Origin of the sequence: Streptomyces sp. NPDC094034 (assembly GCF_040303865.1) — a bacterium.
Classification (GTDB): domain Bacteria; phylum Actinomycetota; class Actinomycetes; order Streptomycetales; family Streptomycetaceae; genus Streptomyces.
The window spans coordinates 26,047-50,810 of the sequence record NZ_JBEOUD010000045.1 but is presented as its reverse complement, the minus strand read 5'-3'; the positions used below and the strand labels follow the sequence as shown (position 1 = coordinate 50,810).

Genomic DNA, 24,764 nt, shown 5'->3' with positions numbered 1-24,764 from the left:
GACCGCCAGATCCTGGACCTGCCGGATCCTGGACCCGGACCCGCCGGATCCCGGACCCGGCTTCGGACCCGGACCCGGCTTCGGACCTGAACCCGGCTCCGGCTCCCGCGTCGGAACGTCAGGACTTCTTGCGGAACTTGGCCACCGCGAGCGGCGCCGTCACCACCGTGATCGCCGCCGCCCACCCCAGCGTCATCCACATCGAGTGCGCGACAGGCCCGCCGTTGATCAGACTCCGCGCCGCGTCCGCGAGATTGGACAGCGGGTTGTAGTCGGTGAACGCCTGGAGCCAGCCGGGCATCGTGGACGGCGGGGCGAAGATCGACGATCCGAACTGCAACGGCATCAGGACGAGCATCGCCACCCCCTGGACGGCCTGCGCCGTCTTCATGGTGAGCCCGAGCAGGATGAAGATCCACATAAGCGAGGCGCCGAACACCAGGGACAGACCGACGGCACCGAGCAGTTCGAGCACCGACGTCTGGATCTCCATGCCGAGCAGGAAGCCCATGCCGAGCAGGACGGCGGTGGCGACCAGCATCCGGCCGATCTCGACGACGATCTTGGCGATCAGCACGGACGACCGGGCTATCGGCATCGTACGGAACCGGTCCATGACCCCCTTGCGGAAGTCGTCGTTCACGCCCGTGCCGACGGCCATCGCGATGTTCATGCCCATCATCGCCATCAGACCGGGGATCACATAGTTCACATACTGGTCGCGGCTGCCACCGAGGCTCGCGCCCACGGAGCCGCCGAAGACATAGACGAACAGCAGCGTGAAGATGATCGGCATCAGCAGGACGTCGAACATCGACTCGGGGTCCTGCTTGATCTGGAGGGCGTTGCGGCGCACCAGCGCGCCGATGTGCCGCAGATTGTTGCGCAGTCCGATCCGGCCCTCGGCGGTGGCGGCGGTGGCGGGCCTCGGCGCGGGTGCCTTCTCGGGCGCGGACGTGGGCAGTGTGGTCGTGCTCATGCCGCGACCTCCTCGGGTGTGGTGTCGGACACGGAGGCCGTCTTCTGGCCGGTGATGGCCAGGAACACTTCGTCCAGGCTCGGGAGATGGGTGCCGATATGGGCGATCCCGAAGCCGCGCTCGCCCAGCAGACCCACGACCGCGGTCAGCTGCTCATCGCTCAGGATCGGTACGTACAGCAGGCCCTCGTCGGGGACGGCCTGGGTGCCGGCCAGGCCGTCGAGCCCGGTCTCGGCGATCGCCCGCGCCATCGCGGGGAGCTGGGCCGGGTCCGTGGGCCGGATCTGGAGCGTACGGCCGCCGACCTTCGCCTTCAGTTCGTCCACCTTGCCGTTGGCGATGACCCGGCCGCGGTCGAACACCGTCAGCTCGCTGGCCAGCTGCTCGGCCTCTTCCATGTACTGGGTGGTGAGCAGGACGGTGGCCCCCTCCGCGACCATCCGCTGCACCTCGTCCCAGACCTCGTTTCGGGTACGGGGGTCGAGGCCGGTGGTCGGCTCGTCCAGATACAGCACCGCCGGTTGGCCGATCATCGACGCCGCCAGGTCGAGCCGGCGCCGCATCCCGCCGGAGTACTGCATCGTGGGCTTCTTCGCCGCCTCGGTGAGGGAGAAGCGCTCCAGCAGATCGTCGGCGCGGCGGCGGGCGTCCTTGCGGGACAGATCGAGCAGCCGGCCGATCATGTACAGGTTCTCCCAGCCGGAGAGCTTCTCGTCGACCGAGGCGTACTGGCCGGTGAGACCGATGGTGCGGCGCAGCTGGCGCGGCTGGCGCAGCACGTCGTACCCGGCGACCATCGCGGTCCCGGCGTCCGGCTGGACGAGCGTGGAGAGAATACGGACGAGCGTTGTCTTGCCGGCGCCGTTGGGCCCGAGCACACCGAGGACGGTGCCCTCGCGTACATCGAGGTCCACTCCGTCGAGTGCCCGGGTGCCCTGTGGTCCGCCGTAGTGCTTGACCAGCCCCCGTACCTCGACGGCGTTGCCCGTGCGGCTGCCGTTGGGGTGTTTGTCGATTCGCGTCATGACACCAGTGGACCAGCTGCCACCGACAATCCACCGACAAGCTGCCGACAAGCCGCTGTCGGGCGGTCGTCGAGACGCTGTCGGGCGACCGTCGTACCGTCGACAGCCCCCGGCCGGAGAAGCCGACGGTCCCCGGCCGGAGAAGCCGACAGCCCGCCGACGGGGGAAGATCGGCGGGCTGTCGTCCGTGCGGGCAGTGGCTTCTGGGGCGGAGGCGCCCGCCTCACTGGGGCGGATCCGCTCAGTGGAACGTGTGCTCGTCTAGTGGAACGTGTGCTCCTCCTGAGGGAACGTTCCTCCAATGACCTCGTCCGCAAACTCCCTCGCGGCGTCCCCGAGCGTCTGGCGGAGATTCGCGTACTGCTTCGTGAAGCGCGGCACCTTCCCTCCGGTCAGCCCGACCATGTCCGTATAGACGAGCACCTGCGCGTCCGTCTCCGGCCCCGCGCCGATCCCGACGGTCGGGATGTGGAGGATGCGGGTGACCTCGGCGGCCAGCTCGGCGGGGACCAGTTCGAGCACGACCGCGAACGCCCCCGCGTCCTGTACCGCCTTGGCGTCGCGGAGCAGTTGCTGCGCGGCTTCCTCGCCGCGGCCCTGCACCCGGTAGCCGAGGGTGTTGACGGACTGTGGTGTCAGTCCGATATGTCCCATCACCGGGATGCCGGCCCGCACCAGCAGCTCGATCTGGGTGTGCGAACGCTCGCCGCCCTCCAGCTTGATCGCGCCCACGCCCGCGTCCTTCACCAGCCGCGTGGCGCTGCGCAGGGCCTGGACCGGCCCTTCCTGGTACGAGCCGAACGGCAGGTCGCCGACGATCAGGGCGCGCTTCGTGCCCCGTACGACGGCCGCGGCGAGCATCGTCATCTCGTCCAGTGTGACGGGCACGGTCGTCTCGTACCCGAGATGGCAGTTCCCCATCGAGTCGCCGACGAGCATGACCGGAATGCCGGCCTCGTCGAACACGGAGGCCGTCATCGCGTCATAGGCGGTGAGCATGGGCCACTTCTCGCCGCGCTCCTTGGCGGCGGCGATGTCATGAACGGTGATGCGCCGCGAACTCTTGCCGCCGTACAGCGCCTTGGAACCGGCTTCGGAGCCGGCCGGGCGTCCTGCGGGCGGCTTCTGAGCAGCCTCGGTCTGAACAGTCATGGCCAAAGGCCCTTTCGTCATCTCGAGGCACCCTGACGGTGTCCCCGGACCGGTTCCATGGTGGCATCCCGGTACCGCTCGCGGGAAGTGGGGCCGTTCGTAAAGACTTTCCAATACGAGACGGTCTCGTATCGAAACGGGTCTAGGGTGTACGCCATGTCCACACCGTCCGGCGGCGCCGCCGCCGCACCCCGCATACCCGAGTCCCGTGTCCCGGAGGCGGTCCACCGCCGTCGCTGGGCCATCCTCGGTGTCCTGATGTTCAGCCTGCTCATCGTCGTGCTGGACAACTCGATCCTGAACGTGGCGGTCAAGACGATCGCCGCCCCCGAGCCCACCGGTATCGGCGCCACCCAGAGCGAGCTGGAGTGGGCGATCAACTCCTACACGCTCGTTTTCGCGGGACTGCTCTTCACCTCCGGGCTGCTCGGTGACCGTGTCGGCCGCAAGAAGACGCTCCTCTTCGGCACAGCCGTCTTCGGCCTCGGCTCGGCGCTCGCCGCCCTGTCCGGATCTCCCGCCGAACTCATCGGCTACCGCGCCCTGATGGGCTTCGGTGCCGCCTTTGTGATGCCCGCCACCCTCGCCATCCTGATGAATGTCTTCGAGCGCGAGGAGCAGCCCAAGGCCATCGGCATCTGGGCGGGCAGCGTGGGCCTCGGCATCGCCATCGGCCCGATCACCGGCGGTCTGCTGCTCGAACACTTCTGGTGGGGCTCCATCTTCCTCGTGAACGTCCCGGTGGCCGTGGTCGCGCTGATCGCGATGGTGCTGCTGGTCCCGGACTCCAAGGACCCCAGGCCCGGCCGGCTCGACCCGGTGGGCGTCGTGCTCTCCATCGTCGGACTCGTCCTGCTGGTGTACGGCATCATCCGCGGCGGCGAGCTGGCCGACTTCACCGGCGCGAGCGTGCTCGCCCCGCTCGTCGGCGGCGTGGCCGTGCTCGCCCTCTTCGTCTGGCACGAGAAGCGCAGCAGCCATCCGGCCATCGACATCTCGTACTTCAGGAAGCCGGCCTTCGCGGCCGCCGTCGCCGCCATCGCGCTGGTCTTCTTCGCGCTGATGGGTGTGACCTTCTTCTCGGCCTTCTATCTCCAGAGCGTCCGCGGCTACAGCGCGCTCCAGTCCGGACTGCTGATCCTGCCGCTCGCCGCGGCCCAGATGATCTTCGCGCCGAGGGCCCGGCTGGTGGTGGACCGGTTCGGCGCCCGCGCGGTCTGTACGGTCGGCATGCTGCTGGTCGCCGCCGGACTCGCCGCGTTCGCCGTCTTCGACGCGGACACCCCGGTCTGGGTGCTGTGCCTCGTCTTCTTCGTCCAGGGCACCGGCATGGCGCACATCATGCCGCCGGTCACCGTCGCGGTCATGCAGGCGCTGCCCCGGGAGAAGGCCGGTTCGGGCTCCGCCATCAACAACACCTTCCGCCAGGTCGGCGGCGCCCTCGGGATCGCCGTACTCGGCTCGGTGCTCTCCGCGACCTACCGGGGCGGGATCGAGGGGCACCTCGGCGCGGTCCCGGCCGGCGCGCGGGACGCGGCGGGGGAGTCGATCGAGGCGACGATCGGCGTCGCGGAGAAGATGGGCCCGGCGGGCCGCCCGCTGATCAGCTCCGCCTACGACGCGTTCCTCGACGCCATGCATGTCACGGCGTTCGGTTCGGCGGCCGTCGCGCTGATCGGCGCCGCGGTGGTCGGACTCTTCCTGCCGGGCAGGCCGGAGCCGCGGAAGCTCGCGGGGAGCGAGGAGGCACCCGAACCCGTGAGCGCCGTCCGCGGCTGACAGCGACGCCGTACGCGCCCTATTCGCCCGCTGCGTGTGCACGCAGTGTCCTCGCGCACGCCGTGTACGTGTGCACGAGGACGGCGTGCGGTGGGCCGCCGTGTACGAGAATTGGCGCGGCGGAAGCGCGGCGGGACGTACACGGCGGCCAGGCCCCAGGGCGGCGAGAGGCGGAGACAGGTGCGGGAGCAGGGTCACGAGAAGGAACACCGGCGCGGCAGGCCACGCAGTGAGGCGGTCGAGCGGGCGATCCTGGAAGCCGTCGTGACCCTGCTGGAGGACGGTGTGCCGCTCGGCGCGCTCTCCGTCGAACGCATCGCCCGTACGGCGGGCGTCGGCAAGGCGACCATCTACCGGCGCTGGCCGGGCAAGGAGGAACTCTTCCTCGACGTCCTGCGGGAGATCGAGCCGCCCGAGCCCGAACTGCCGGGCACCTCGGCGCTCGATGATCTCCGGGTCATGCTGGAGGCGATGCGTCAGCGCGGTCTCGCCCAGCGCTCCTCGACCCTGCTGCACAACGTCATGGTTGAGATGAAGAGTCGGCCCCGGCTCTGGGCGGAGTACCACCGGACGGTCATCGACCCCCGGCGCGCGATGACGACGGACCTGATCCGGCGCGGGGTCGCCTCCGGTGAGCTGCGGGACGACCTGAGCGTGGAGCTGATGAACGAGTTGCTGATCGGCCCCATGCTCATGCGCACGCTGCACCGGCAGGGCGCGCCGCTGGAGGAGGACCTGCCCGACCAGATCATCAGCGCCGTGCTCCAGGGGCTGCGCCCGCGCACATGACGCGTACGCGGGTGTCCCCGCGAAGGACCGGCGTGGGCGTCCCCGCGCCGCTCCGGCGCGGGGACATACACCGGACCGGCGCGCGACTCGGAACGGTCGATTACAGCGGTGCGGGATCTGTCACATCCGCCGCTCTTTCATCTGTGGTCGGAACTCCCAAACCCTCCCTCTTCGTCTCCGTCCGGGAACGGCTGTCCCCGGACGGCGGAGAAAGTGCCCGTACATCGCCTAGGGTCGGGGGCGAGCGTGCACAGCAAGGCAGTGAGGGCAGCGCATATGACGCAGGAGTACACGGCGCATTCGGTGACGGACGGCGAGGAGGAGGACCCCCGCACCGGCTCCCGCGCCAGAGCCCTGCTCGACCGATGGCGAAACGATCCGGGCATCTGGCGGCGAGGCATCGTGCTGGCGCTGCTCGCCGTGGTCGTCGCGCTGTTGATGATCTTTCACGCGCAGATCCCCAACAAGATCGGCAACTTGGGGAGTCTCACCGAGACATTCCTGCCCTGGTTCGGTGTGTTCGTTCCGCTGATCCTCGTCCTGGCGCTGGTACGGCGCTCCGCCACCGCGCTGATCGCCGTACTGCTGCCCGCCGTGGTCTGGGTCAATCTCTTCGGTGGACTCCTCACCGACAAGTCCGGCGGCGGCGGTGACCTCATGGTCGCCACCCACAACGTGAACGCGGACAACCCGGACCCGCAGGGCACCGCGCGCGAGCTGGCGCGGTCCGGGGCCGATGTCCTGGCGCTGGAGGAGCTGAAAGCCAGTGCCGTACCGATCTATGTCGACGCGCTGGCCGAGACGTACAAGTACCACTCGGTGCAGGGCACGGTGGGACTGTGGAGCAAGTACCCGATGAGCGGGATCAAGCCCGTCGACATCAGGCTGGGCTGGGTCCGCGCCATGCGCGCCACCGTCAACACACCGGAGGGCCCGGTCGCCGTCTTCGTGGCCCATCTCCCCTCCGTACGCGTCAAGATGAACGCGGGCTTCACCGCCAACCAGCGTGACAAGAGCGCCGACGCGCTGGGCGAGGCCATCGCCGACGAGTCACTGAGCCGGGTGATCCTGCTCGGCGATCTGAACGGCACCATGAACGACCGCTCGCTCAACGCCGTGACCGCCCAGATGCGCTCGACGCAGGGCGCGGCCGGGCACGGGTACGGCTTCAGCTGGCCGACGTCGTTCCCGCTGGCCCGGATCGACCAGATCATGGTGAAGGGCGTCGAACCGACCTCGTCCTGGACCCTTCCCGAGACGGACAGCGACCATCTGCCGATCGCGGCACGGGTGGAGCTGGGCTGAAGGGGGGCGAGGCAGCGCCCACCGCATCCGGGCCGGCCGAATCCGCGCCCACCGAAGCCCACCGAACCCGGGCCCGCCGATCCGCGCGGCCCGGACCTCGCCCGCCGGAGCGCTGGGCGCAATCCGGAGTTCATCCGCCGGAATGGAAACCCTGAGAGGCTTTGTTCCGTGAGGGTACTTAACCCCTGAAGCTCACCCCCTGAAGCTCACCACGGAAGGTCTCTCGATGCCCCTCGCCCTGTTCGCCCTGGCCGTCAGTGCTTTCGGCATCGGGACGACAGAGTTCGTGATGATGGGCCTGCTGCCCAATGTCGCGGACGATCTGGGTACGTCCGTGCCGACCGCCGGACATCTGGTCTCGGCCTACGCGATCGGTGTGGTCGTCGGCGCCCCCCTGCTCACCGCCCTCGGCTCCCGTATCCCGCGCAAGCGGATGCTGCTCCTGCTCATGGCGCTCTTCGTCATCGGCAACCTCGGCTCGGCGCTCGCCCCCGGCTACGGCTGGCTGCTGGCGGGCCGGTTCCTCGCCGGGCTGCCGCACGGCGCGTTCTTCGGTGTGGGCGCGGTCGTCGCCGCCAGGCTGGTGCGCGAGGGCCGGCAGGCGCGCGCCGTCGCGACCATGTTCCTGGGCCTGACCGTCGCCAACATCATCGGCGTTCCCGCGGCCACCCTGCTCGGCCAGAGCCTCGGCTGGCGCGCCACCTTCCTGGTGGTGACCGTGATCGGCCTGATCGCGCTCGCCGCGCTGGCCCGGCTCGTCCCCCACATACCGCTGGAGGCGCACCAGAGCGTGGGCCGTGAGATACGCGCCCTCGGCGACCGTCAGGTGCTGCTCGGCCTCGCGACCGCGGTCTTCGGCTTCGCCGGGGTCTTCGCCGTCTACTCGTATCTGGCCTCGATCACGACCGAGGTCATGGGCTTCGGCGAGTCCTCCGTCACACTGGTCCTCGCGCTCTTCGGCATCGGCATGACGCTGGGCGCGCTGGTGGCCGGGCCGCTGACGGACCGGGCGCTGCGGCCCACGCTGTACGCCTCGCTCGGCGCGCTCGCCGTCGTACTGCTCGCTTTCCGCTTCACGGCGCACATCCAGTGGGCGGCCCTGGTGACGGTCGTGGTGCTGGGCGCGGTCGGCTTTATGACGACCACTCCGCTCCAGATGCTGGTCATGCGGAAGGCCAGGCACGCGCCCACGATCGCCTCCGCCTCGAACCACTCGGCCTTCAACCTGGCCAACGCGGGCGGCGCCTGGCTCGGCGGTGCGGCGATCGCGGCGGGCTGGGGCTGGCTGTCCCCGACCCTGGTCGGCGCGGTGCTCGCGGTCGTCGGTCTGGCGATCGCGGTGACGGCAGGGCTGCTGGACCGGGGTGACCGGGCCGACCGGGGGCCGGAGGCATCGCGGGTCGTCGCCTCCGCCGTGACGAAGGCCGGGGCGACGACGGAACGGGTGAGCTGAGCCCCGGGGCCCGGGGCTCCCACGCGTCCGCGCGTCCGCTACGGCGTGTGCTCGCGCCAGCGGTTCGTGATCGGCAGCCGCCGGTCCTTGCCGAAGCCCTTCGCCGAGATCTTGGTGCCCGGCGGGTACTGGCGCCGCTTGTACTCCGCCGTGTCCACCATCCGCAGCGTCCTGGCGACCAGTTCGGCGTCGAAGCCGGCCGCGACGATCGCGTCCCTGCCCTGGTCGCGGTCGACGTACAGCTCCAGGATCCGGTCCAGCACGTCGTAGTCGGGCAGCGAGTCCGTGTCCATCTGCCCGGGGCGCAGTTCGGCGCTCGGCGGCTTGGAGATCGAGGTCTCCGGGATCGGCGGGGTCTGGCCGCGCTCCTCGGCGACGCGGTTGCGCCAGCGCGCGAGCCGGAAGACGGAGGTCTTGTAGACGTCCTTGATCGGGCCGTACGCGCCGACGGAGTCGCCGTAGAGCGTCGAATAGCCCACGGCCAGCTCGGACTTGTTGCCCGGCGCGAGCACGATGTGCCCCTCCTGGTTGGAGAGCGCCATCAGCATCGTGCCGCGCAGCCGCGACTGAAGGTTCTCCTCGGCGAGCCCGGTCAGCCCGAGCGCGACCATGTACGCGTCGAACATCGGCTCGATCGGGTGCGTACGGAAGTTGAGCCCGGTACGGCGGGCCAGCTCGGCCGCGTCGTCCCTGGAATGGCCGGACGAGTACTTCGACGGCATGGAGACGCCGTACACGTTCTGCGCGCCGACCGCGTCACAGGCGATCGCGGCGACGAGCGCGGAGTCGATACCGCCGGAGAGACCGATCAGCACGGACCGGAAGCCGTTCTTCGCGGCGTACGCGCGCAGGCCCACCACCAGCGCCGAGTAGACCTCCTCGTCGTCGTCCAGGCGCTCGGCGTAGCCACCGGTCAGCTCGGGCTCGTAGGCGGGCAGCGGGTCCTCGGAGAGGATGACCCGGTCGATCCGCAGCCCGTCGTCCACCACCCCGTCCGGGGCTTCGGGCGAGGCGGCCGGCAGTTCGAGGTCCAGGACCACACAGCCCTCCGCGAACTGCGGTGCGCGCGCCACGACGTCGCCGTCCTTGTCCACGACGATCGAGTCACCGTCGAAGACCAGCTCGTCCTGGCCGCCGATCATCGCGAGATACGCGGTGGTGCAGCCGGCCTCCTGGGCGCGCTTGCGCACCAGGTCGAGGCGGGTGTCGTCCTTCTCGCGCTCGTACGGCGAGGCGTTGATCGAGAGCAGCAGCCCCGCCTCCGCGGACCGGGCAGCCGGGACCCGGCCGCCGTCCTGCCAGAGGTCCTCGCAGATCGCGAGCGCGATATCGACGCCATGGACCCGGATGACGGGCATGGTGTCGCCCGGTACGAAATACCGGAACTCGTCGAAGACGCCGTAGTTGGGCAGATGGTGCTTGGCGAAGTTGAGGACGACCGCGCCGCGGTGCAGTACGGCGGCGGCGTTGCGCGGGGCACCGGCGGGCTGGCCGTAGCGCGGCTGGGCCGACTCGGAGCGGTCCAGATAGCCGACGACGACGGGCAGCTCCCCGAAGCCCTCCTCGTCGAGGCGTCCCGCGAGCGCGCGCACGGCGGTCCGGGACGCCTCGACGAAGGACGGCCGCAGGGCGAGGTCCTCGACGGGGTAGCCGGTCAGCACCATCTCGGGGAACGCGACGACATGCGCTCCCTGTTCGGCGGCGTGCCGGGTCCAGTGCACGATCGCCTCGGCGTTCGCGGCGAGATCGCCGACGGTCGAGTCGATCTGATTCAGAGCGAGACGTAGTTGGGGCACGGGACCCAGTGTAATCGTCTGACTGACACGATGTCCTGGGGTGCGCGTGTGGGGCGGCCCACTCGGTCGCCGCGGCGGACCGTCCGTGCGAGACCCGTCCGTGCGAGACCCGTCCGTGCGAGACGCGTGCGCGCGAGACGCGCGCGATACGGGCCGTGTCTGTGCCGGGCGAGCCGGGGCTCAGCCGTGCGCGTAGACCTGTTCCATCCAGGAGGCGAGCTGCCCGTCGGTGAGGTGCTGGGCCAGATCGGCCTCGCTGATCATCCCGACCAGACGCTTGTCCTCGATCACCGGCAGCCGCCGTATCTGGTGGCTCTGCATCTCGTACAGGACCGTGTCCACATCCGCGTTCGCGTCGATCCAGCGAGGGGTGCCGTGCGCCATCTCACCGGCCGTCGTCCGCGCCGGGTCATGGCCCATCGCCACACACCCGACGACGATGTCGCGGTCCGTGAGAATGCCGGTCAGCCGCTCCTCGGCGTCGGCGATGGGGAGCGCGCCCACATCCAGCTCACGCATCAGCTGGGCGGCGCGGTCCAGGGTCTCGTGGGCCGGGATCCACTGGGCCCCGGGGTGCATGATGTCTTTGGCGGTGGTCATGATTGTCCCTGCCTCCTGAGTGCCGTCCACCCCGAGCCAGATCCATCATCGTGGACCCGTTCGGGTGACGCGACCGCAAGCGCCCGAACAGGGACGGGAGAGATGGACGGGAGAGATGAGGGGGAGAGCATGGCGCGACTGACCCTGCGGATCACCGGGCGCGAGCTGCCCGGCCGCGCGTGCGGCTGCTTCCAGGAGGTCCATGTGGCCCCGCAGCGCGGCCGGGGCCCGGACCCGGACCAGCTGGTAAGGGCCGACGCGGCCGAGGCGCACTTCGAGATCCCCGTCGACACGACCACGGCACCCGACGGCACGCCGGATTTCCGCGGGCCCTATGTCCAGGGCCGGCGCGGGGCCCGGTTCATCTATCTGACCTGGGGCGAGCTGTCGCCCGGCGCGGACATCGCGGCGTTCCGGATGTTCCGCCGCGCGAAGCTCTTCCTCGTGGATCTGCCGCCGGACCTGCTCGCCGGGGGCGCCGCCGAGACGACGCTGTCGCTGACGGACGCGAAGGGCCTGCCCCGGTGCGCGCGGCTCCGCCCGCCCGAGCTGGTGTGGCGGACCGTGCCCGGGACGCGGGAGCGCTGAGATCGCGGGGCCGCCGGCTCCCCGGGGAACCGGCGGCCCCGCGCGTCAGCCGGTACGCGGCTGCGCGCCGCGTGCCGCGAGCAGGTCCGCCATCAGGGCCATCTCGGACTGCTGCGCCGCGACCATCCCTTCGGCGAGGTCCTTCTCCGTACCGGGTACGCATAGCTGTACGCAGCCCTCGGCCATGTCGACCCCGCCCTTGTGGTGGTCGGTCATCAGCTGGAGATACAGGACTTCGGCCGCCTTGCCACGGGCCTCGCGGAGCCGGTCCAGCTCCGTCTTCGTGGCCATGCCCGGCATCAGCGAGCCGTCCTGGGGCTGATGGCCCGCGTCGCCGTGGTCCATCGAGCCCATGTCCGTGCCGCCGCCGTGGTCCATGATCTTGTCCATGGACATCCAGGCCATCGGCTCACGGCCCGACTCGACCTTCGGCAGCCCCCACATGTCCAGCCAGCCCAGCAGCATCCCGCGCTGGTTCGCCTGGGTGTTGGCGATGTCGTACGCCAGCCGGCGCACTTCCTCGTCGTCCGTGCTGTCCCGCACGATGAAGGACATCTCCACCGCCTGCTGATGGTGGACCGCCATGTCACGGGCGAAGCCCGCGTCCGCCGAGTCCGCCGTGGGGGTACGGGGCGCGGCCGGGCCGCCGTCACGCCCGGCCGAGGCCACCGCCGCCGTACCGGCGAAGACCAGCGCCAGGACGACGGCGGTGATCGCCGCCCACTGGGTGCGTGTCGCCTTGCGCGCCGGACGAGCCGTGTCGGCCGCGTCGTCGGCGGTGTCGGCCGTCTCCGCGCCGGCGGTCGGGTCCGGGGCGCTCCCCGCTGTCACTGCGCGCCCATTCCGCCCGTGCAGGCGGCGCCCGGCTCAGGGGTCTGCGCGCCCTGCACGTACTTCGTGAAGAACTGGTCCACGCGGGGGTCCGTGGCGCTGTCCACCGTGACCTGCTTGCCCCACGCGCTCAGCATGAGGGCGCCCGACTGGTTCTGCACCGGGCTCATCAACGAGTAGGGCGTCTTCTCCACCTTCTCGCCGAGCGCCTTCACATCGGCGTCGGAGGCCTTGTCGTTGTACGTGACCCAGACCGCGCCGTGCTCCAGTGAGTGCACCGCGTTCACGTCCGGGATCGCCTCCTTGTAGACGTCCCCCTGGCAGTTCATCCAGACCTGGTTGTGGTCACCGCCCACGGGCGGCGTCATCGGGTACGTGACCTGCTCCGTGACGTGGTTACGGCCGAGCTCCTTGGCGTCCCAGGACTTCTCGCCCTTCACGGGCGCCTTGGCCGCCGCCTGCTCCTGCTCCTTCTGCTCCGACTCCTTGTTGAGGAGGTAGGCGCCACCGGCGACGAGGGCGGCCACCACGACGGCGCTCGCCGTGATCGTGATGATGCGACTGCGCCGCTCGCGGGCCCGCTCGACCCGGCGCATCTCCTCTATTCGGGCCTTGCGCTCGGCGGACTGGGACTTGGAAGCCATGATGTGTGTCCTTCTGAGATAACTGCGGAACGCGGACAACTGCGTGACCACGGATCGTGGTTCGGGATATTCGGGAACCCGGCGCGGGGGTGGCCCGGTGCGGGTGCGGGCCCGGCTACGTCCGCAGTACTTGAAGGACGTGGAGATCCGGGGCGCGGGCGAGCGCTCCGGAGCGGGGCACCTGGCCGGTGGGGTACGGCGGTTCGAGGTGCGGGGGCTGGACCTGGCCGGCGAACGGGGTGGCCGGCGGCGGGACGGTGAGCACGGCGGGGCTCTGATGCGGGAAGAGCCCGCAGTCGCCCTTGTCGTACGGGCAGGTGTAGCGGGCCTCCGCCTCGGCCCGGTCCGCGACCGAGGTCTCGGCGACCGGGCCGTACGCGGCGCCGTTCGCCGCCGTCGCCGGACCGTCCGGGTGGTGGACGCCGGTCCCGCCCGGGTCAGGACCCAGACAGAGGAAGAGCGCGGCGAGCAGCGTCGCCACGGCACTCAGCAGAGCCGTGGGACGCGCGATACGTATGTGGCCGGGCCGCGATCCCCCCATGAGCGCAGATCGTAGTGCGTACACCCCCGCCGGCAGCAGTGAGGAACCGGTTCCGGTTCCCCTCCGTGACCCCAGACGGTACGAACCGGGCACCGTCGGGGTACAAAGAGGCATGACCGAGGATCCGCGGCCGCGTCGGCAGCCGAGTCGTCAGCCGCTGTCGCGATCGCGGTCGACCGCCAAGGGCCAGGCGGATCCGGGGGGCCGACGGGGTCCGGCCGATGTCGACGCGGTGACGCACGCCGTACTGACCGCGTCCAAGCTGCTGGCGAAGGTGTCGGCCCGGTCTCTCGCGTCGGTCGCGGAACCGGTCACCCTGCCGCAGTTCCGGCTGCTCGCGGTCCTCACCGCCCACGGCGATGCCAAACTCGTCGATATCGCCGAACGGCTCGGGGTGAATCCGTCGACCGCCATGCGGACGCTCGACCGGCTGATCGCCGCGGGCCTGGCGACCCGGCGGAGCAATCCCTGCGACCGCCGCGAGACGCTGCTGCGGCCGACCCAGCGGGGCCGGGCGCTCGTCGACCGGGTCACCGCCGTACGCCACCGCGAGATCGCGGCGATCGTCGAGCGGCTGACCCCCGAGCAGCGCGCGGCCCTGGTCGGCGCGCTCACCGCGTTCACCGAGGCGGGCGGGGAGCAGGCGGTACCGGGCGAGGACACCGAGCCGTACCCGCTGGGCTGGTCGGACACGACCGTCCGGCACGGTGGGGGCTGACCGGCGCCGGAGTCGATCTTCCGCACCGATCTCGCGCACAATGGGGTTGCGGCCGCCTGCTACCTGGGCATCGGTCGAACAGGCACTATGGGCCGCGAGCCCGTACACACGCACGACGCGAAGCGTTGGACGGGGGTTCGCAACGCGCCGGAAATCGTGTGGTGGGATGCTCGGGTGCCCCCGGGGTGCCTCGTGGCATGGGAGCAGGTGGCCTGACCAGCAAGGATGGGTAGGACGGCTAATATGGATAAGCAGCAGGAATTCGTGCTCCGCACGCTCGAAGAGCGCGACATCCGCTTCGTACGCCTGTGGTTCACCGACGTGCTCGGCTTCCTGAAGTCGGTCGCCGTCGCGCCCGCCGAGCTGGAGCAGGCCTTCGACGAGGGCATGGGCTTCGACGGATCCGCGATCGAGGGCTTCGCCCGGGTGTACGAGTCCGACATGATCGCCAAGCCCGACCCGGGCACGTTCCAGATACTGCCGTGGCGCGCGGAGGCCCCCGGAACGGCCCGGATGTTCTGCGACATCCTGATGCCCGACGGCTCGCCGTCCTACGCGGACCCGCGCTATGTGCTCAAGAGGATCCTGGCGAAGACCTCGGATCTGGGCTTCACCTTCTACACCCACCCCGAGATCGAGTTCTTCCTGCTGAAGACCAAGCCGGTCGACGGCACGCGCCCCACGCCCGCCGACAGCTCCGGCTACTTCGACCACACGCCGCAGAACGTCGGTATGGACTTCCGGCGCCAGGCGATCACGATGCTCGAATCCATGGGCATCTCGGTGGAGTTCAGCCACCACGAGGGCGCCCCCGGCCAGCAGGAGATCGATCTGCGCTACGCGGACGCGCTCTCCACCGCCGACAACATCATGACGTTCCGCCTGGTCATGAAGCAGGTCGCGCTGGAGCAGGGCGTACAGGCGACCTTCATGCCGAAGCCGTTCTCCGAATACCCCGGCTCGGGCATGCACACCCATCTCTCCCTCTTCGAGGGCGACCGCAACGCCTTCTACGAGTCGGGCGCCGAGTACCAGCTGTCGAAGGTCGGCCGCTCCTTCATCGCCGGGCTGCTCAAGCACGCGGCCGAGATCTCGGCCGTCACCAACCAGTGGGTCAACTCGTACAAGCGCATCTGGGGCGGCTCCTCCCGTACGGCGGGCTCGGGCGGCGAGGCCCCCTCGTACATCTGCTGGGGGCACAACAACCGCTCCGCGCTGATCCGCGTCCCGATGTACAAACCCGGCAAGACCGGCTCCGCGCGGGTCGAGGTCCGCTCGATCGACTCGGGAGCCAACCCCTATCTGACCTACGCGGTGCTGCTCGCCGCCGGTCTCAAGGGCATCGAGGAGGGCTACGAACTCCCGGCGGGCGCCGACGACGACGTATGGGCCCTCACGGACGCGGAGCGGCGCGCGATGGGCATCGAGCCGCTGCCGCAGAACCTGGGCGAGGCGATCTCCCTGATGGAGCGCAGCGAACTGGTCGCGGAGACGCTCGGCGAGCATGTCTTCGACTTCTTCCTGCGCAACAAGAAGCAGGAGTGGGAGGAGTACCGCTCCGAGGTCACCGCCTTCGAGCTGAAGAAGAACCTGCCCGTGCTGTAGGGCCGTGGGTGTGAACCGATCCGGGCCGGCGGGGTCTTCGTCGTCGGCCCTCGGCCGCGAGCCGGGTCTGGGCGAGTAAGTCCGAAGTGTCGTCGTTCGCCCGGAGGCAGACGAGACTTCGGACCTACTCCTCTAGGCTCGTTCTTGAGCTTTGGCCGGACCGGGTTGTGGACAGGAGACGGGGAACATGGCGCTGCCGGGACGCAGAAGCAGTACCTTCACCCGCCTGCTGCGGCACGGCTTCACCGATCCCTCCGCCGCCGAGCGGCTGCTCGACGCCCCCGCGATGTCACCCGTACGGTCCGATCCGCTGCTCCTGGACGCGCTCGGCGCCACCGCCGACCCCGATCTCGCGCTGCGCGGGCTCGTCAGGCTGGCGGAGGCGCAGCGCCCCGACGAGCTGCGGGTGCTGCTGGACACCGTGATCGCGGCGAAGCCGCTGCGGGACCGGCTGCTCGGGGTGCTCGGCTCGTCGGAGGCGCTCGGGGACCATCTGGCCAGGCACCCGGGGGACTGGCATGTGCTGGTCACCTACGAGCTGGCCGATCTGCACCCCGGCGTCGAGGAGTTCGAGCGCGGGCTCGCGGAGGCGACCGACCCGGTCTCGCTGCGGGTCGCCTACCGCCGCTGTCTGCTCGCCATAGCCGCCAGAGATGTCTGCGGGACGGCGGACTACGCCCAGACCGCCGCCGAGCTGGCCGATCTGGCGACCGCGACCCTGCGCGCCGCACTCGCCATCGCCAAGGCGGCGGCGCCCGAGGACGCCGCGCTGTGCCGGCTCGCGGTGATCGCGATGGGCAAGTGCGGCGGCCATGAGCTGAATTACGTCTCGGACGTGGACGTGATCTTCGTCGGTGAGCCGGCCGACGGGGTGGGGGGTGCGGCCGAGGGCGTCGACGAGGGCAAGGCCATCCAGGCGGCGACCCGGCTGGCGTCCCATCTGATGCGGATCTGCTCCGAGTCGAACAGCGAGGGCACCATCTGGCCGGTCGACGCGAATCTGCGTCCCGAAGGCCGTAACGGTCCGCTCGTGCGGACACTGAGCAGCCATCTCGCGTACTACCAGCGCTGGGCCAAGACCTGGGAGTTCCAGGCGCTGCTGAAGGCCCGCGCCGTGGCCGGCGACCCGATGCTCGGCGCCCAGTACATCGAGGCGGTGTCGCCGCTGGTGTGGCAGGCCGCCGAGCGCGAGCACTTCGTCTCCGACGTACAGAAGATGCGCCGCCGGGTCGTGGACAACATCCCCCCGGGCCAGGTGGACCGCGAGCTGAAACTCGGTCCGGGCGGGCTGCGGGACGTCGAGTTCGCCGTACAGCTCCTCCAGTTGGTCCATGGCCGCAGCGACGCCACGCTGCACAGCGGCTCGACCCTCGAAGCGCTGGCCGCGCTGGCGACGGGCGGCTATGTCGGCCGGGCGGACGCGTCGCAGCTGGACGAGGCGTACCGCTTCCTGCGCGCCATGGAGCACCGTATCCAGCTCTACCGGCTGCGCCGTACCCATCTGGTGCCCGAGGACGAGGCGGATCTGCGCCGCCTCGGCCGCTCGCTGGGGCTGCGCGGCGATCCCGTCGCCGAGCTCAACCGGACCTGGCGGCGGCACGCCTCGGTCGTCCGGCGGCTGCACGAGAAGCTGTTCTACCGGCCCCTGCTCGACGCGGTCGCCCAGCTCGCGCCCGGCGAGATCCGGCTCAGTCCACGCGCGGCGCGGCAGCGGCTCGAAGCGCTCGGTTACGCGGACCCGGCCGCCGCGCTGCGGCATCTGGAGGCGCTGTCGTCCGGGGTGAGCCGCAAGGCGGCGATCCAGCGGACGCTGCTGCCGGTGCTGCTCGGCTGGTTCGCGGACTCCGCCGACCCCGACGCCGGGCTGCTCGGTTTCCGCAAGGTGTCGGACGCGCTCGGCAAGACGCCCTGGTATCTGCGGCTGCTGCGCGACGAGGGGGCGGCGGCGGAGAATCTCGCGCGGGTGCTCTCGGCCGGCCGGCTCGCCCCCGACCTGCTGCTCCGCGCGCCCGAGGCGGTGGCCATCCTCGGCGACCCCCAGGGGCTGGCTCCGCGCGGCCGTGAGCCGCTGGAGCAGGAGGTCCTGGCGGCGGTCGGGCGCGCGGAGACGGCGGAGGGCGCGGTCGCCACGGCCCGCGGGATGCGCAGGCGTGAGCTGTTCCGTACGACCGCGGCGGACATCATCGGCTCGTACGGCACGGAGGACAGCCCGGCGGAGGAGGACCCGGGGGCGCTGGTCGACCGGGTCGGCAACGCGGTCACCGATCTGAACGCGGCGACGCTCGCGGGCGCCCTGCGCGCCGTCGTGCGCGAGCAGTGGGGCGACACGCTGCCCACCCGGTTCGCGGTCATCGGCATGGGGCGGTTCGGCGGCCATGAGCTGAGTTACGGCTCGGACGCGGATGTGCTCTTCGTCCACGAGCCGCGCGAGGGCGTCGCCGAGCACGAGGCGGCGCGCGCCGCGAACGAGGTGGTCGCCGAGATGCGGCGGCTGCTTCAAGTCCCCACCTCCGACCCGCCGCTGCTGATCGACGCGGATCTGCGGCCGGAGGGCAAGAGCGGCCCGATGGTCCGTACGCTCGCCTCCTACGCGGCGTACTACCGGCGCTGGGCGCTGGTCTGGGAGAGCCAGGCGCTGCTGCGCGCGGAGCCGATGGCGGGGGACGCCGATCTCGGCCGCCGCTTCATCGAACTGGTCGATCCGCTGCGGTTTCCCGCGGAGGGGCTGGGCGAGGAGGCGGTACGGGAGATCCGCCGGCTCAAGGCGCGGATGGAGTCGGAGCGGCTGCCGCGCGGCGCCGACCCCACCCTCCACACCAAGCTGGGCAGGGGCGGGCTCTCCGATGTCGAGTGGACCGTCCAGCTGCTCCAGCTTCGGCACGGCTGGGCGGAACCCGGACTGCGCACCACCCGTACCCGGGGGGCCCTGGCGGCGGCCCGCGCGGCGGGGCTGCTCTCGACGGAGGACGCGCAGATCCTGGACGAGGCCTGGGTCCTGGCGACCCGGGTCCGTAACGGCGTGATGCTGGTCAGGGGCAGGCCGGGCGACACCTTCCCGTCGGACGGACGCGAACTGAGCGCGATGAGCCGCTATCTGGGATTCGGGCCGGGACATGTCGGCGACATGCTGGACGACTACCGTCGTACGACGCGCAGGGCGCGGGCGGTGATGGAGGAGCTGTTCTACGGGGCGGCGACCTGAGGGGCCGTGCCCGCCCCCTCAGACAGGCCCAAAGGCCGTGCCCGCCCCCTCAGACGGTCCCTGGCCGGCGGCGCAGTCGGAGCGGGCGTGGCCGGTCGTCGTCGACATGGCGGGGCAGCCGGTACGGCGTCGAGCCGTACCAGGCGTACGAGAGCGCCATGCCGAACGCCAGACAGAGCATGCCGCCCACCGCGTCCAGCCAGAAGTGGTTCGCGGTGGCGACGATCACCAGCAGCGTGAGCGTCGGATAGAGCAGGCCGAGGATCTTCGCCCAGGGCGCCGAGGCGACCGCGAAGATGATCAGTCCGCACCACAGCGACCAGCCGATATGCATCGACGGCATCGCGGCGTACTGGTTCGACATGTGCTTGAGGTCGCCGGACGCCATCGAGCCCCAGGTCTCGTGGTGCACGACCGTGTCGATGAACCGGCCCCCGTTCATCAGCCGGGGCGGCGCCAGCGGATACAGGTAGTAACCGAGCAGCGCGACGGCCGTGGTGGCGAAGAGCACCATCCGGGCGGCGGCGTACCGGCCCGGATGGTAACGGAAGAGCCAGACGAGCACCCCGATCGTGACGAGGAAGTGCAGTGTCGCGTAGTAGTAGTTCATGCCGACGATCAGCCACGTCACCGAATTCATCGCGTGGTTGATGCTCTGCTCGACCGCGATGCCGAGGGTCTTCTCCGTCTCCCAGATCCAGTCCGCGTTCCGCAGGGCCTTGGCCTTCTGCTCCGGGACCGCGTTGCGGATGAGGGAGTACGTCCAGTAACTCACCGCGATCAGCAGGATTTCGAACCAGATGCGCGGACGGCGGGGCGCTCTGCGGCGCTGGAACCACGTACGCTGTCCGACGGCCTCGCCGCTCGCGTCCGGCTCGGTGCTCGCGCTCGTCGCCGCCGCGGCCGCCTCCTCTTCAGGGATGGGTGACGGGGTCACCGTACGGCCGCGCAGGCCTTCCTGTGTCTTCACGGTCGATTCACCCATAGCGAGAGAGTCTGCCAGATTCCCGTTCCCGACCGATCATCCCCCGGACGGGTTCGGGCCGCATTCGCTACACCCTACGGACGACTTCGCGACCCTGATGTTCCTTGGGGTCCCGGGACCGGCCCGGAGGCGGTTGAACCGCGTACCACCAGCTCGGGCATGAAGACGAACTCGCTGTGCGGGGCGGGTGTACCGCCGATCTCCTCCAGCAGCGCCCGGACCGCGGCCTGGCCCATCGAGGGCACCGGCTTGCGGATCGTCGTCAGCGGCGGATCCGTGAAGGCTATGAGGGGCGAGTCGTCGAAACCGACGACCGACAGGTCCCTGGGCACGTCCAGACCGAGCCGGCGGGCCGCCCTGATCGCACCGAGCGCCATCATGTCGCTCGCGCACACCACTGCCGTACAGCCGCGTTCGATCAGCGCGGAGGCCGCCGCCTGGCCGCCTTCCAGAGTGAACAGCGACTGCTGGATCAGCTCGTCCGCCTCCTCGGAGGAGAGCCCGAGCAACTCCTGGACCGTGGCGCGGAAACCCTCGATCTTGCGGAGGACCGGCACGAAGCGCCGGGGGCCGACGGCGAGACCGATCCGCTGATGCCCCAGCGAGACGAGATGGGTGACCGCGAGGCGCATGGCCGCCCGGTCGTCGGGGGAGATGAAGGGCGCCTGGACTTTCGGCGAGAAACCGTCCACCAGTACGAACGGCACGCCCTGGGCGCGCAGCTTCTCGTAGCGCCGCATATCGGCGGAGGTGTCGGCGTGCAGCCCGGAGACGAAGATGATGCCGGAGACATCGCGTTCGACGAGCATCTCCGTCAGCTCGTCCTCGGTGGAGCCGCCGGGGGTCTGGGTCGCCAGCACCGGCGTGTAGCCCTGCCGGGTCAGCGCCTGGCCGATGACCTGCGCCAAGGCCGGGAAGATCGGGTTCTCCAGCTCGGGGGTGATCAGTCCGACCAGCCCCGCGCTGCGCCGGCGCAGCCGCACGGGCCGTTCGTAACCCAGCACGTCGAGCGCGGCGAGTACGGACTCGCGGGTGGTCGCGGCAACCCCGGGTTTGCCGTTCAGTACGCGGCTGACCGTCGCTTCGCTGACCCCCGCCTGAGTTGCGATATCGGCAAGCCGTGCGGTCATGTCAGTGGACTGTACCGGGCGTATGTCGGATTGCCCACCGTGCCAGGGGCCGGGCCCCGGCGGCAAGCCCTTGCAAGATCTTGCGAAGCCTTCCCGCCGCACCGCCGCAAGGCGCACCCGATCCGCCCGGACCGGCACTGACCTGCGCGGTTCGCCCTTGCCAGGTCACGCGTGTTCCCGTCAAGAGGTTGATCGGCAATCGACAGGACACATGCCGGTAACGATCCCTCGTCCTTGCAGAAATATTCCGCAAGGTCTTTCGGCCATCTTGCAAGGCTGTTACGTTCACGTCCGACCCGGCGCCGCGACGGAGCGGTACGGCAGTTGAAGGAGTTCGGATGCGACGTGGCATAACGGCCACCGCCCTGGCCGCGACCCTGGCCCTCGCGGCGACCGCCTGCGGCAGTGACGGCGACGCGGAAAGCGGCAAGAGCTCGGGCGGCGAGCTCTCCGGCACGGTCACCTGGTGGGACACCTCGACCGTGGGCAGCGAGGACAAGGTCTTCAAGCAGCTCGCCGAGGGCTTCGAGAAGAAGCACCCGAAGGTCGACGTCAAATATGTCAACGTGCCCTTCGGTGACGCCCAGAACAAGTTCAAGAACGCCGCGCAGTCCGGCTCCGGGGCGCCCGACGTGATCCGCTCCGAGGTCGCCTGGACCCCCGAGTTCGCCGATCTCGGCTATCTCGCCCCGCTGGACGGCACCCCGGCGCTCAAGGACGAGAAGGACTTCCTCGCGCAGGCCGCGGCCTCCACGAAGTACGGCGACAAGACCTATGCCGTGCCGCAGGTCATCGACTCCATGGGCATCTTCTACAACAAGAAGATCTTCAAGGACGCGGGCGTCGAAGTCCCCAAGACCGTCGACGAGTTGAAGACCGTATCGAAGACGATCAAGGACAAGACCGGCAAGACCGGCCTCTATCTGCGCGGCGACGACGCCTACTGGTTCCTGTCCTTCCTCTACGGCGAGGGCGGCAACCTGGTGGACGCGGCGAACAAGACCGTCACCGTCGACAACCCGGCCGGCGTCAAGGCCATGACCGTCGTCAAGGACCTCGTCGACTCCGGCGCCGCCAAGACCGACGCCACCGACGGCTGGGAGAACATGCAGTCGGCCTTCAAGGACGGCGATGTCGCGATGATGATCAACGGTCCGTGGGCCGTCACCGACACCTACGGCGGCGCGCAGTTCAAGGACAAGGCCAATCTGGGCATCGCCCCCGTACCGGCCGGCTCCGTCGGGCAGGGCTCCCCGCAGGGCGGCCACAACCTCGCCGTCTACGCGGGCTCCAAGAACCTGGACGCCTCCTACGCGTTCACCGAGTACATGACCTCCGCCGAGAGCCAGGCCAAGGTCGCCGAGGAGCTGAGCCTGCTCCCCACCCGTACGTCCGTCTACACGCAGCCCGGCGTCGCCGACAACGAGATCGTCGGCTTCTTCAAGCCCGTCGTGGACAAGGCCGTCGAGCGCCCCTGGATCCCGGAGACCGGCAGCCTCTTCGCACCGCTGGTGACCGAGTACACCAAGGTCCTCACCGGTCAGACCGACCCGGCCAAGGGCGCCAAGGACACCGGCGACGCCTACCGCAAGCTGCTCAAGGGCTGGAAGTAACAGGTAACGGGAAGGAAGGCGGGCCGGCTGATGGCTGTCCACACCAGCCAGTCGGTGGCGTCGGCCGCGGGCGATGACCTCGCCCGCGGCCGCGGCCGCGGCACTGGCACTGGCAAGGCACCCGGCGAACTCCGGGTGTCGACGAGACTCCGGCGCGGTCTCGCGACCCACTGGTACGCCTGGGCCATGGTCGCCCCGGTGGTGGCCGTGATCGGCGTGATCATCGGGTACCCGCTGGTCCGGGGTATCTATCTGTCGCTCACCGATGCCAACGAGCGCAATGTCGAGCGCAGCATCGGCGTCAACCACCTGCCCGCCACCTATGAGTTCGTCGGCCTCGACAACTACGCCGACGCGCTCACGGGCGATCAGTTCCTCGGCACCCTCGGCTGGACCCTGGTGTGGACGGTGTCCTGCGTCGGTGTCACCTTCGCGCTCGGCCTCGGCCTCGCCAATATCCTCAACCGCCGGATCGCGGGCCGCTCCTTCTACCGGATGCTGCTGATCCTGCCCTGGGCCGTCCCCGGCTTCGTCTCCGTCTTCGCCTGGCGCTTCCTCTACAACGAGGAGCGCGGCTTCCTCAACAGGCTGCTCACGGGTGGCGGCATCGACGCCGTGCCCTGGCTCAACGACCCGACGTGGGCGAAGTTCTCGGTCATCGCCGTGAACATCTGGCTCGGCGTGCCCTTCATGATGGTCGCCCTCCTCGGCGGACTCCAGTCCATCCCGGGGGAGATGTACGAGGCGGCCGAGATGGACGGCGCCAACGCCTGGCAGCGCTTCCGTCACATCACCCTGCCGGGGCTGCGCTCGGTCAGTACGACCGTGATCCTGCTCTCCACCATCTGGACCTTCAACATGTTCCCGGTGATCTTCCTGCTGACCCGCGGGGGACCGGGTGAGGCCACCCAGATCCTGGTCACCCAGGCGTACAAGTTCTCCTTCGAGATCAGCCCCCGCGACTTCGCGCAGTCCTCCACCTGGGGCGTGCTGATCCTCGTCCTCCTGATGCTCTTCGCCGCCGTCTACCGGCGCGTCCTCCGTAAGCAGGGAGATACGTGGTGACCACCGCCGCCCCCGCCCCTGGCCAGACCGTCAACGTCCCGCGCCGCGGCCGCCGTTCGCCCCTGGCCTCGGTCGCGCTGCACGCGACCCTGATCGTCGCGTCCGTGATCGCCGTCTTCCCGGTGCTGTGGGTCTTCCTGACCTCGCTCAAGCCCGCGAGCTACGCCACGACCACGGACTTCTTCAAAGAGACGACGTTCGAGAACTACACCAACCTGCTGCGGGACACCCCGTTCCTCACCTGGTTCGGCAACTCGCTGATCATCGCCGGACTCACCACCCTGCTCGGCGTGTTCGTGGCCGCCACCACCGGCTACGCCGTCAGCCGCTTCCGCTTCCCCGGCAAACGCGGCCTGATGTGGACGCTGCTGATCACCCAGATGTTCCCGGTCGCCGTCCTGATCGTGCCGATCTACAACATCATGGCGGGCCTCGGGCTGCTCAATCAGTCGGCCGGTCTGGTGATCACGTACCTCACCATCGCCGTACCGTTCTGCGCCTGGATGATGAAGGGCTTCTTCGACACCATCCCCCGGGAGATCGACGAGTCCGGCATGGTGGACGGACTCACCCCGTTCGGCACCTTCTACCGGCTGATCCTGCCGCTCGCCAAGCCGGGGCTCGCGGTCACCGCGTTCTACTCGTTCATCACCGCCTGGGGCGAAGTGGCCTACGCCTCGGCCTTCATGGTCGGCGACGAGAACCTCACGCTCGCCGGCGGTCTCCAGAAGTTCGTCAACCAGTACAGCGCCCAGTGGGGGCCCATGACCGCCGCGTCCGTCCTCATCGCCATCCCCGCCGCGCTGGTCTTCCTCTTCGCCCAGCGCCATCTCGTCACCGGCATGTCCGCCGGTGCCGTCAAGGGCTGAGCGGCCTTGCCCTTACCACCGACTCCGTATGACGACGGCGGCGCGCGGGACCTGACCGGCCGCGCGCCGCTCCCCACCCCCAGACACCACAGGGA

Annotated in this window: 21 protein-coding genes; 11 read left to right on the top strand and 10 right to left on the bottom strand. The window is 70.0% G+C overall.

Going from position 1 to position 24,764, the window contains the following annotated elements; genetic code table 11:
* Positions 1-118: 118 nt before the first annotated feature.
* The 3 genes from ABTZ59_RS30305 to panB all read right to left on the bottom strand — a co-directional run bounded on the left by ABTZ59_RS30305 (position 119) and on the right by panB (position 3,156).
* Positions 119-979 (bottom strand): ABC transporter permease, encoded by an 861-nt coding sequence (locus ABTZ59_RS30305; protein ID WP_351420139.1) that lies wholly within the window; start codon positions 977-979, stop codon positions 119-121.
* A complete protein-coding gene (locus ABTZ59_RS30300; RefSeq protein WP_351420137.1) occupies positions 976-2,004 on the bottom strand; it encodes an ATP-binding cassette domain-containing protein in 1,029 nt (342 codons plus the stop codon). Before ABTZ59_RS30300 ends, ABTZ59_RS30305 begins: the two co-directional genes overlap by 4 nt.
* A 261-nt stretch (positions 2,005-2,265) precedes the next feature.
* Positions 2,266-3,156 carry a 3-methyl-2-oxobutanoate hydroxymethyltransferase gene (gene panB / locus ABTZ59_RS30295; protein ID WP_351420135.1) on the bottom strand — a complete coding sequence of 297 codons (891 nt, stop codon included), beginning with the start codon at positions 3,154-3,156 and terminating at the stop codon, positions 2,266-2,268.
* Between the two features lie 156 nt (positions 3,157-3,312).
* On the opposite strand from panB, the gene ABTZ59_RS30290 reads away from it, so the two are divergent.
* From ABTZ59_RS30290 to ABTZ59_RS30275, 4 genes are all read left to right on the top strand, one after another.
* Positions 3,313-4,935, top strand: coding sequence for an MFS transporter (locus ABTZ59_RS30290; RefSeq protein ID WP_351420132.1), 1,623 nt, complete (start codon positions 3,313-3,315; stop codon positions 4,933-4,935).
* Positions 4,936-5,115: 180 nt separating this feature from the next.
* Positions 5,116-5,724, top strand: a complete 609-nt coding sequence (locus ABTZ59_RS30285) for a TetR/AcrR family transcriptional regulator (RefSeq protein ID WP_351420128.1) — start codon at positions 5,116-5,118, stop codon at positions 5,722-5,724.
* Positions 5,725-6,000: 276 nt separating this feature from the next.
* Positions 6,001-7,029 (top strand): endonuclease/exonuclease/phosphatase family protein, encoded by a 1,029-nt coding sequence (locus ABTZ59_RS30280; RefSeq protein ID WP_351420125.1) that lies wholly within the window; start codon positions 6,001-6,003, stop codon positions 7,027-7,029.
* Positions 7,030-7,255: 226 nt separating this feature from the next.
* Complete coding sequence (locus tag ABTZ59_RS30275) at positions 7,256-8,482, top strand: MFS transporter (RefSeq protein ID WP_351420123.1); 1,227 nt, start codon at positions 7,256-7,258, stop codon at positions 8,480-8,482.
* 38 nt (positions 8,483-8,520) lie between these two features.
* On the opposite strand, the gene ABTZ59_RS30270 is transcribed toward ABTZ59_RS30275, so the two are convergent.
* Positions 8,521-10,278 carry an NAD+ synthase gene (locus tag ABTZ59_RS30270; RefSeq protein ID WP_351420119.1) on the bottom strand — a complete coding sequence of 586 codons (1,758 nt, stop codon included), beginning with the start codon at positions 10,276-10,278 and terminating at the stop codon, positions 8,521-8,523.
* Positions 10,279-10,458: 180 nt separating this feature from the next.
* On the bottom strand, positions 10,459-10,878 hold the full coding sequence (locus tag ABTZ59_RS30265; protein WP_351420117.1) for a CBS domain-containing protein: 420 nt from the start codon (positions 10,876-10,878) through the stop codon (positions 10,459-10,461).
* Between the two features lie 129 nt (positions 10,879-11,007).
* Here ABTZ59_RS30265 and ABTZ59_RS30260 point away from each other — a divergent pair, with 129 nt between their 5' ends.
* Positions 11,008-11,466 (top strand): DUF5990 family protein, encoded by a 459-nt coding sequence (locus ABTZ59_RS30260; RefSeq protein ID WP_351420116.1) that lies wholly within the window; start codon positions 11,008-11,010, stop codon positions 11,464-11,466.
* 45 nt (positions 11,467-11,511) lie between these two features.
* Here the strand turns inward: ABTZ59_RS30260 and ABTZ59_RS30255 are convergent, their stop codons facing one another.
* The 3 genes from ABTZ59_RS30255 to ABTZ59_RS30245 all read right to left on the bottom strand — a co-directional run bounded on the left by ABTZ59_RS30255 (position 11,512) and on the right by ABTZ59_RS30245 (position 13,482).
* Complete coding sequence (locus ABTZ59_RS30255; RefSeq protein ID WP_503003783.1) at positions 11,512-12,297, bottom strand: DUF305 domain-containing protein; 786 nt, start codon at positions 12,295-12,297, stop codon at positions 11,512-11,514.
* The gene (locus tag ABTZ59_RS30250; protein ID WP_351420112.1) at positions 12,294-12,941 is read right to left on the bottom strand and encodes a thioredoxin-like domain-containing protein; all 648 of its coding nucleotides are present in this window, start codon (positions 12,939-12,941) and stop codon (positions 12,294-12,296) included. The genes ABTZ59_RS30255 and ABTZ59_RS30250 overlap by 4 nt, the downstream gene beginning before the upstream one ends.
* A gap of 115 nt (positions 12,942-13,056) precedes the next feature.
* Entirely contained in the window at positions 13,057-13,482 is a 426-nt protein-coding gene (locus ABTZ59_RS30245) for a hypothetical protein (protein ID WP_351420110.1), read from the bottom strand.
* A 112-nt stretch (positions 13,483-13,594) separates the two neighbouring features.
* Between ABTZ59_RS30245 and ABTZ59_RS30240 the strand changes: the two genes are divergently transcribed.
* The 3 genes from ABTZ59_RS30240 (at position 13,595) to ABTZ59_RS30230 (ending at position 19,007) form a co-directional block, all read left to right on the top strand.
* Positions 13,595-14,200 (top strand): MarR family winged helix-turn-helix transcriptional regulator, encoded by a 606-nt coding sequence (locus tag ABTZ59_RS30240; protein WP_351420107.1) that lies wholly within the window; start codon positions 13,595-13,597, stop codon positions 14,198-14,200.
* 243 nt (positions 14,201-14,443) lie between these two features.
* Positions 14,444-15,805, top strand: a complete 1,362-nt coding sequence (gene glnA2 / locus ABTZ59_RS30235; protein ID WP_351420104.1) for a gamma-glutamylpolyamine synthetase GlnA2 — start codon at positions 14,444-14,446, stop codon at positions 15,803-15,805.
* A gap of 187 nt (positions 15,806-15,992) precedes the next feature.
* Positions 15,993-19,007, top strand: coding sequence for a bifunctional [glutamine synthetase] adenylyltransferase/[glutamine synthetase]-adenylyl-L-tyrosine phosphorylase (locus ABTZ59_RS30230; protein WP_351420101.1), 3,015 nt, complete (start codon positions 15,993-15,995; stop codon positions 19,005-19,007).
* A 49-nt stretch (positions 19,008-19,056) separates the two neighbouring features.
* Here the strand turns inward: ABTZ59_RS30230 and ABTZ59_RS30225 are convergent, their stop codons facing one another.
* Positions 19,057-19,992: a phosphatase PAP2 family protein gene (locus tag ABTZ59_RS30225; protein ID WP_351420097.1), complete on the bottom strand. Its 936-nt coding sequence runs from the start codon at positions 19,990-19,992 to the stop codon at positions 19,057-19,059.
* 74 nt (positions 19,993-20,066) lie between these two features.
* Positions 20,067-21,122, bottom strand: coding sequence for a LacI family DNA-binding transcriptional regulator (locus ABTZ59_RS30220; RefSeq protein WP_351420094.1), 1,056 nt, complete (start codon positions 21,120-21,122; stop codon positions 20,067-20,069).
* Positions 21,123-21,460: 338 nt separating this feature from the next.
* On the opposite strand from ABTZ59_RS30220, the gene ABTZ59_RS30215 reads away from it, so the two are divergent.
* Genes ABTZ59_RS30215 through ABTZ59_RS30205 form a run of 3 tightly spaced genes read left to right on the top strand, consistent with a single transcriptional unit; the run spans position 21,461 to position 24,669 of the window.
* Positions 21,461-22,735, top strand: a complete 1,275-nt coding sequence (locus ABTZ59_RS30215; protein ID WP_351420090.1) for an extracellular solute-binding protein — start codon at positions 21,461-21,463, stop codon at positions 22,733-22,735.
* A gap of 30 nt (positions 22,736-22,765) precedes the next feature.
* On the top strand, positions 22,766-23,800 hold the full coding sequence (locus ABTZ59_RS30210; protein ID WP_351420086.1) for a carbohydrate ABC transporter permease: 1,035 nt from the start codon (positions 22,766-22,768) through the stop codon (positions 23,798-23,800).
* Positions 23,794-24,669 carry a sugar ABC transporter permease gene (locus ABTZ59_RS30205; RefSeq protein WP_503003782.1) on the top strand — a complete coding sequence of 292 codons (876 nt, stop codon included), beginning with the start codon at positions 23,794-23,796 and terminating at the stop codon, positions 24,667-24,669. Before ABTZ59_RS30210 ends, ABTZ59_RS30205 begins: the two co-directional genes overlap by 7 nt.
* Positions 24,670-24,764: the final 95 nt, after the last annotated feature.

Coding starts and splice junctions, on each gene's coding strand:
- ABTZ59_RS30305 (WP_351420139.1), bottom strand. CDS start 979: ATGAGCACGACCACACTGCCCACGTCCGCGCCCGAGAAGGCACCCGCG.
- ABTZ59_RS30300 (WP_351420137.1), bottom strand. CDS start 2,004: ATGACGCGAATCGACAAACACCCCAACGGCAGCCGCACGGGCAACGCC.
- panB (WP_351420135.1), bottom strand. CDS start 3,156: ATGACTGTTCAGACCGAGGCTGCTCAGAAGCCGCCCGCAGGACGCCCG.
- ABTZ59_RS30290 (WP_351420132.1), top strand. CDS start 3,313: ATGTCCACACCGTCCGGCGGCGCCGCCGCCGCACCCCGCATACCCGAG.
- ABTZ59_RS30280 (WP_351420125.1), top strand. CDS start 6,001: ATGACGCAGGAGTACACGGCGCATTCGGTGACGGACGGCGAGGAGGAG.
- ABTZ59_RS30275 (WP_351420123.1), top strand. CDS start 7,256: ATGCCCCTCGCCCTGTTCGCCCTGGCCGTCAGTGCTTTCGGCATCGGG.
- ABTZ59_RS30265 (WP_351420117.1), bottom strand. CDS start 10,878: ATGACCACCGCCAAAGACATCATGCACCCCGGGGCCCAGTGGATCCCG.
- ABTZ59_RS30260 (WP_351420116.1), top strand. CDS start 11,008: ATGGCGCGACTGACCCTGCGGATCACCGGGCGCGAGCTGCCCGGCCGC.
- ABTZ59_RS30250 (WP_351420112.1), bottom strand. CDS start 12,941: ATGGCTTCCAAGTCCCAGTCCGCCGAGCGCAAGGCCCGAATAGAGGAG.
- ABTZ59_RS30245 (WP_351420110.1), bottom strand. CDS start 13,482: ATGGGGGGATCGCGGCCCGGCCACATACGTATCGCGCGTCCCACGGCT.
- ABTZ59_RS30240 (WP_351420107.1), top strand. CDS start 13,595: ATGACCGAGGATCCGCGGCCGCGTCGGCAGCCGAGTCGTCAGCCGCTG.
- glnA2 (WP_351420104.1), top strand. CDS start 14,444: ATGGATAAGCAGCAGGAATTCGTGCTCCGCACGCTCGAAGAGCGCGAC.
- ABTZ59_RS30230 (WP_351420101.1), top strand. CDS start 15,993: ATGGCGCTGCCGGGACGCAGAAGCAGTACCTTCACCCGCCTGCTGCGG.
- ABTZ59_RS30225 (WP_351420097.1), bottom strand. CDS start 19,992: ATGGGTGAATCGACCGTGAAGACACAGGAAGGCCTGCGCGGCCGTACG.
- ABTZ59_RS30220 (WP_351420094.1), bottom strand. CDS start 21,122: ATGACCGCACGGCTTGCCGATATCGCAACTCAGGCGGGGGTCAGCGAA.
- ABTZ59_RS30215 (WP_351420090.1), top strand. CDS start 21,461: ATGCGACGTGGCATAACGGCCACCGCCCTGGCCGCGACCCTGGCCCTC.
- ABTZ59_RS30210 (WP_351420086.1), top strand. CDS start 22,766: ATGGCTGTCCACACCAGCCAGTCGGTGGCGTCGGCCGCGGGCGATGAC.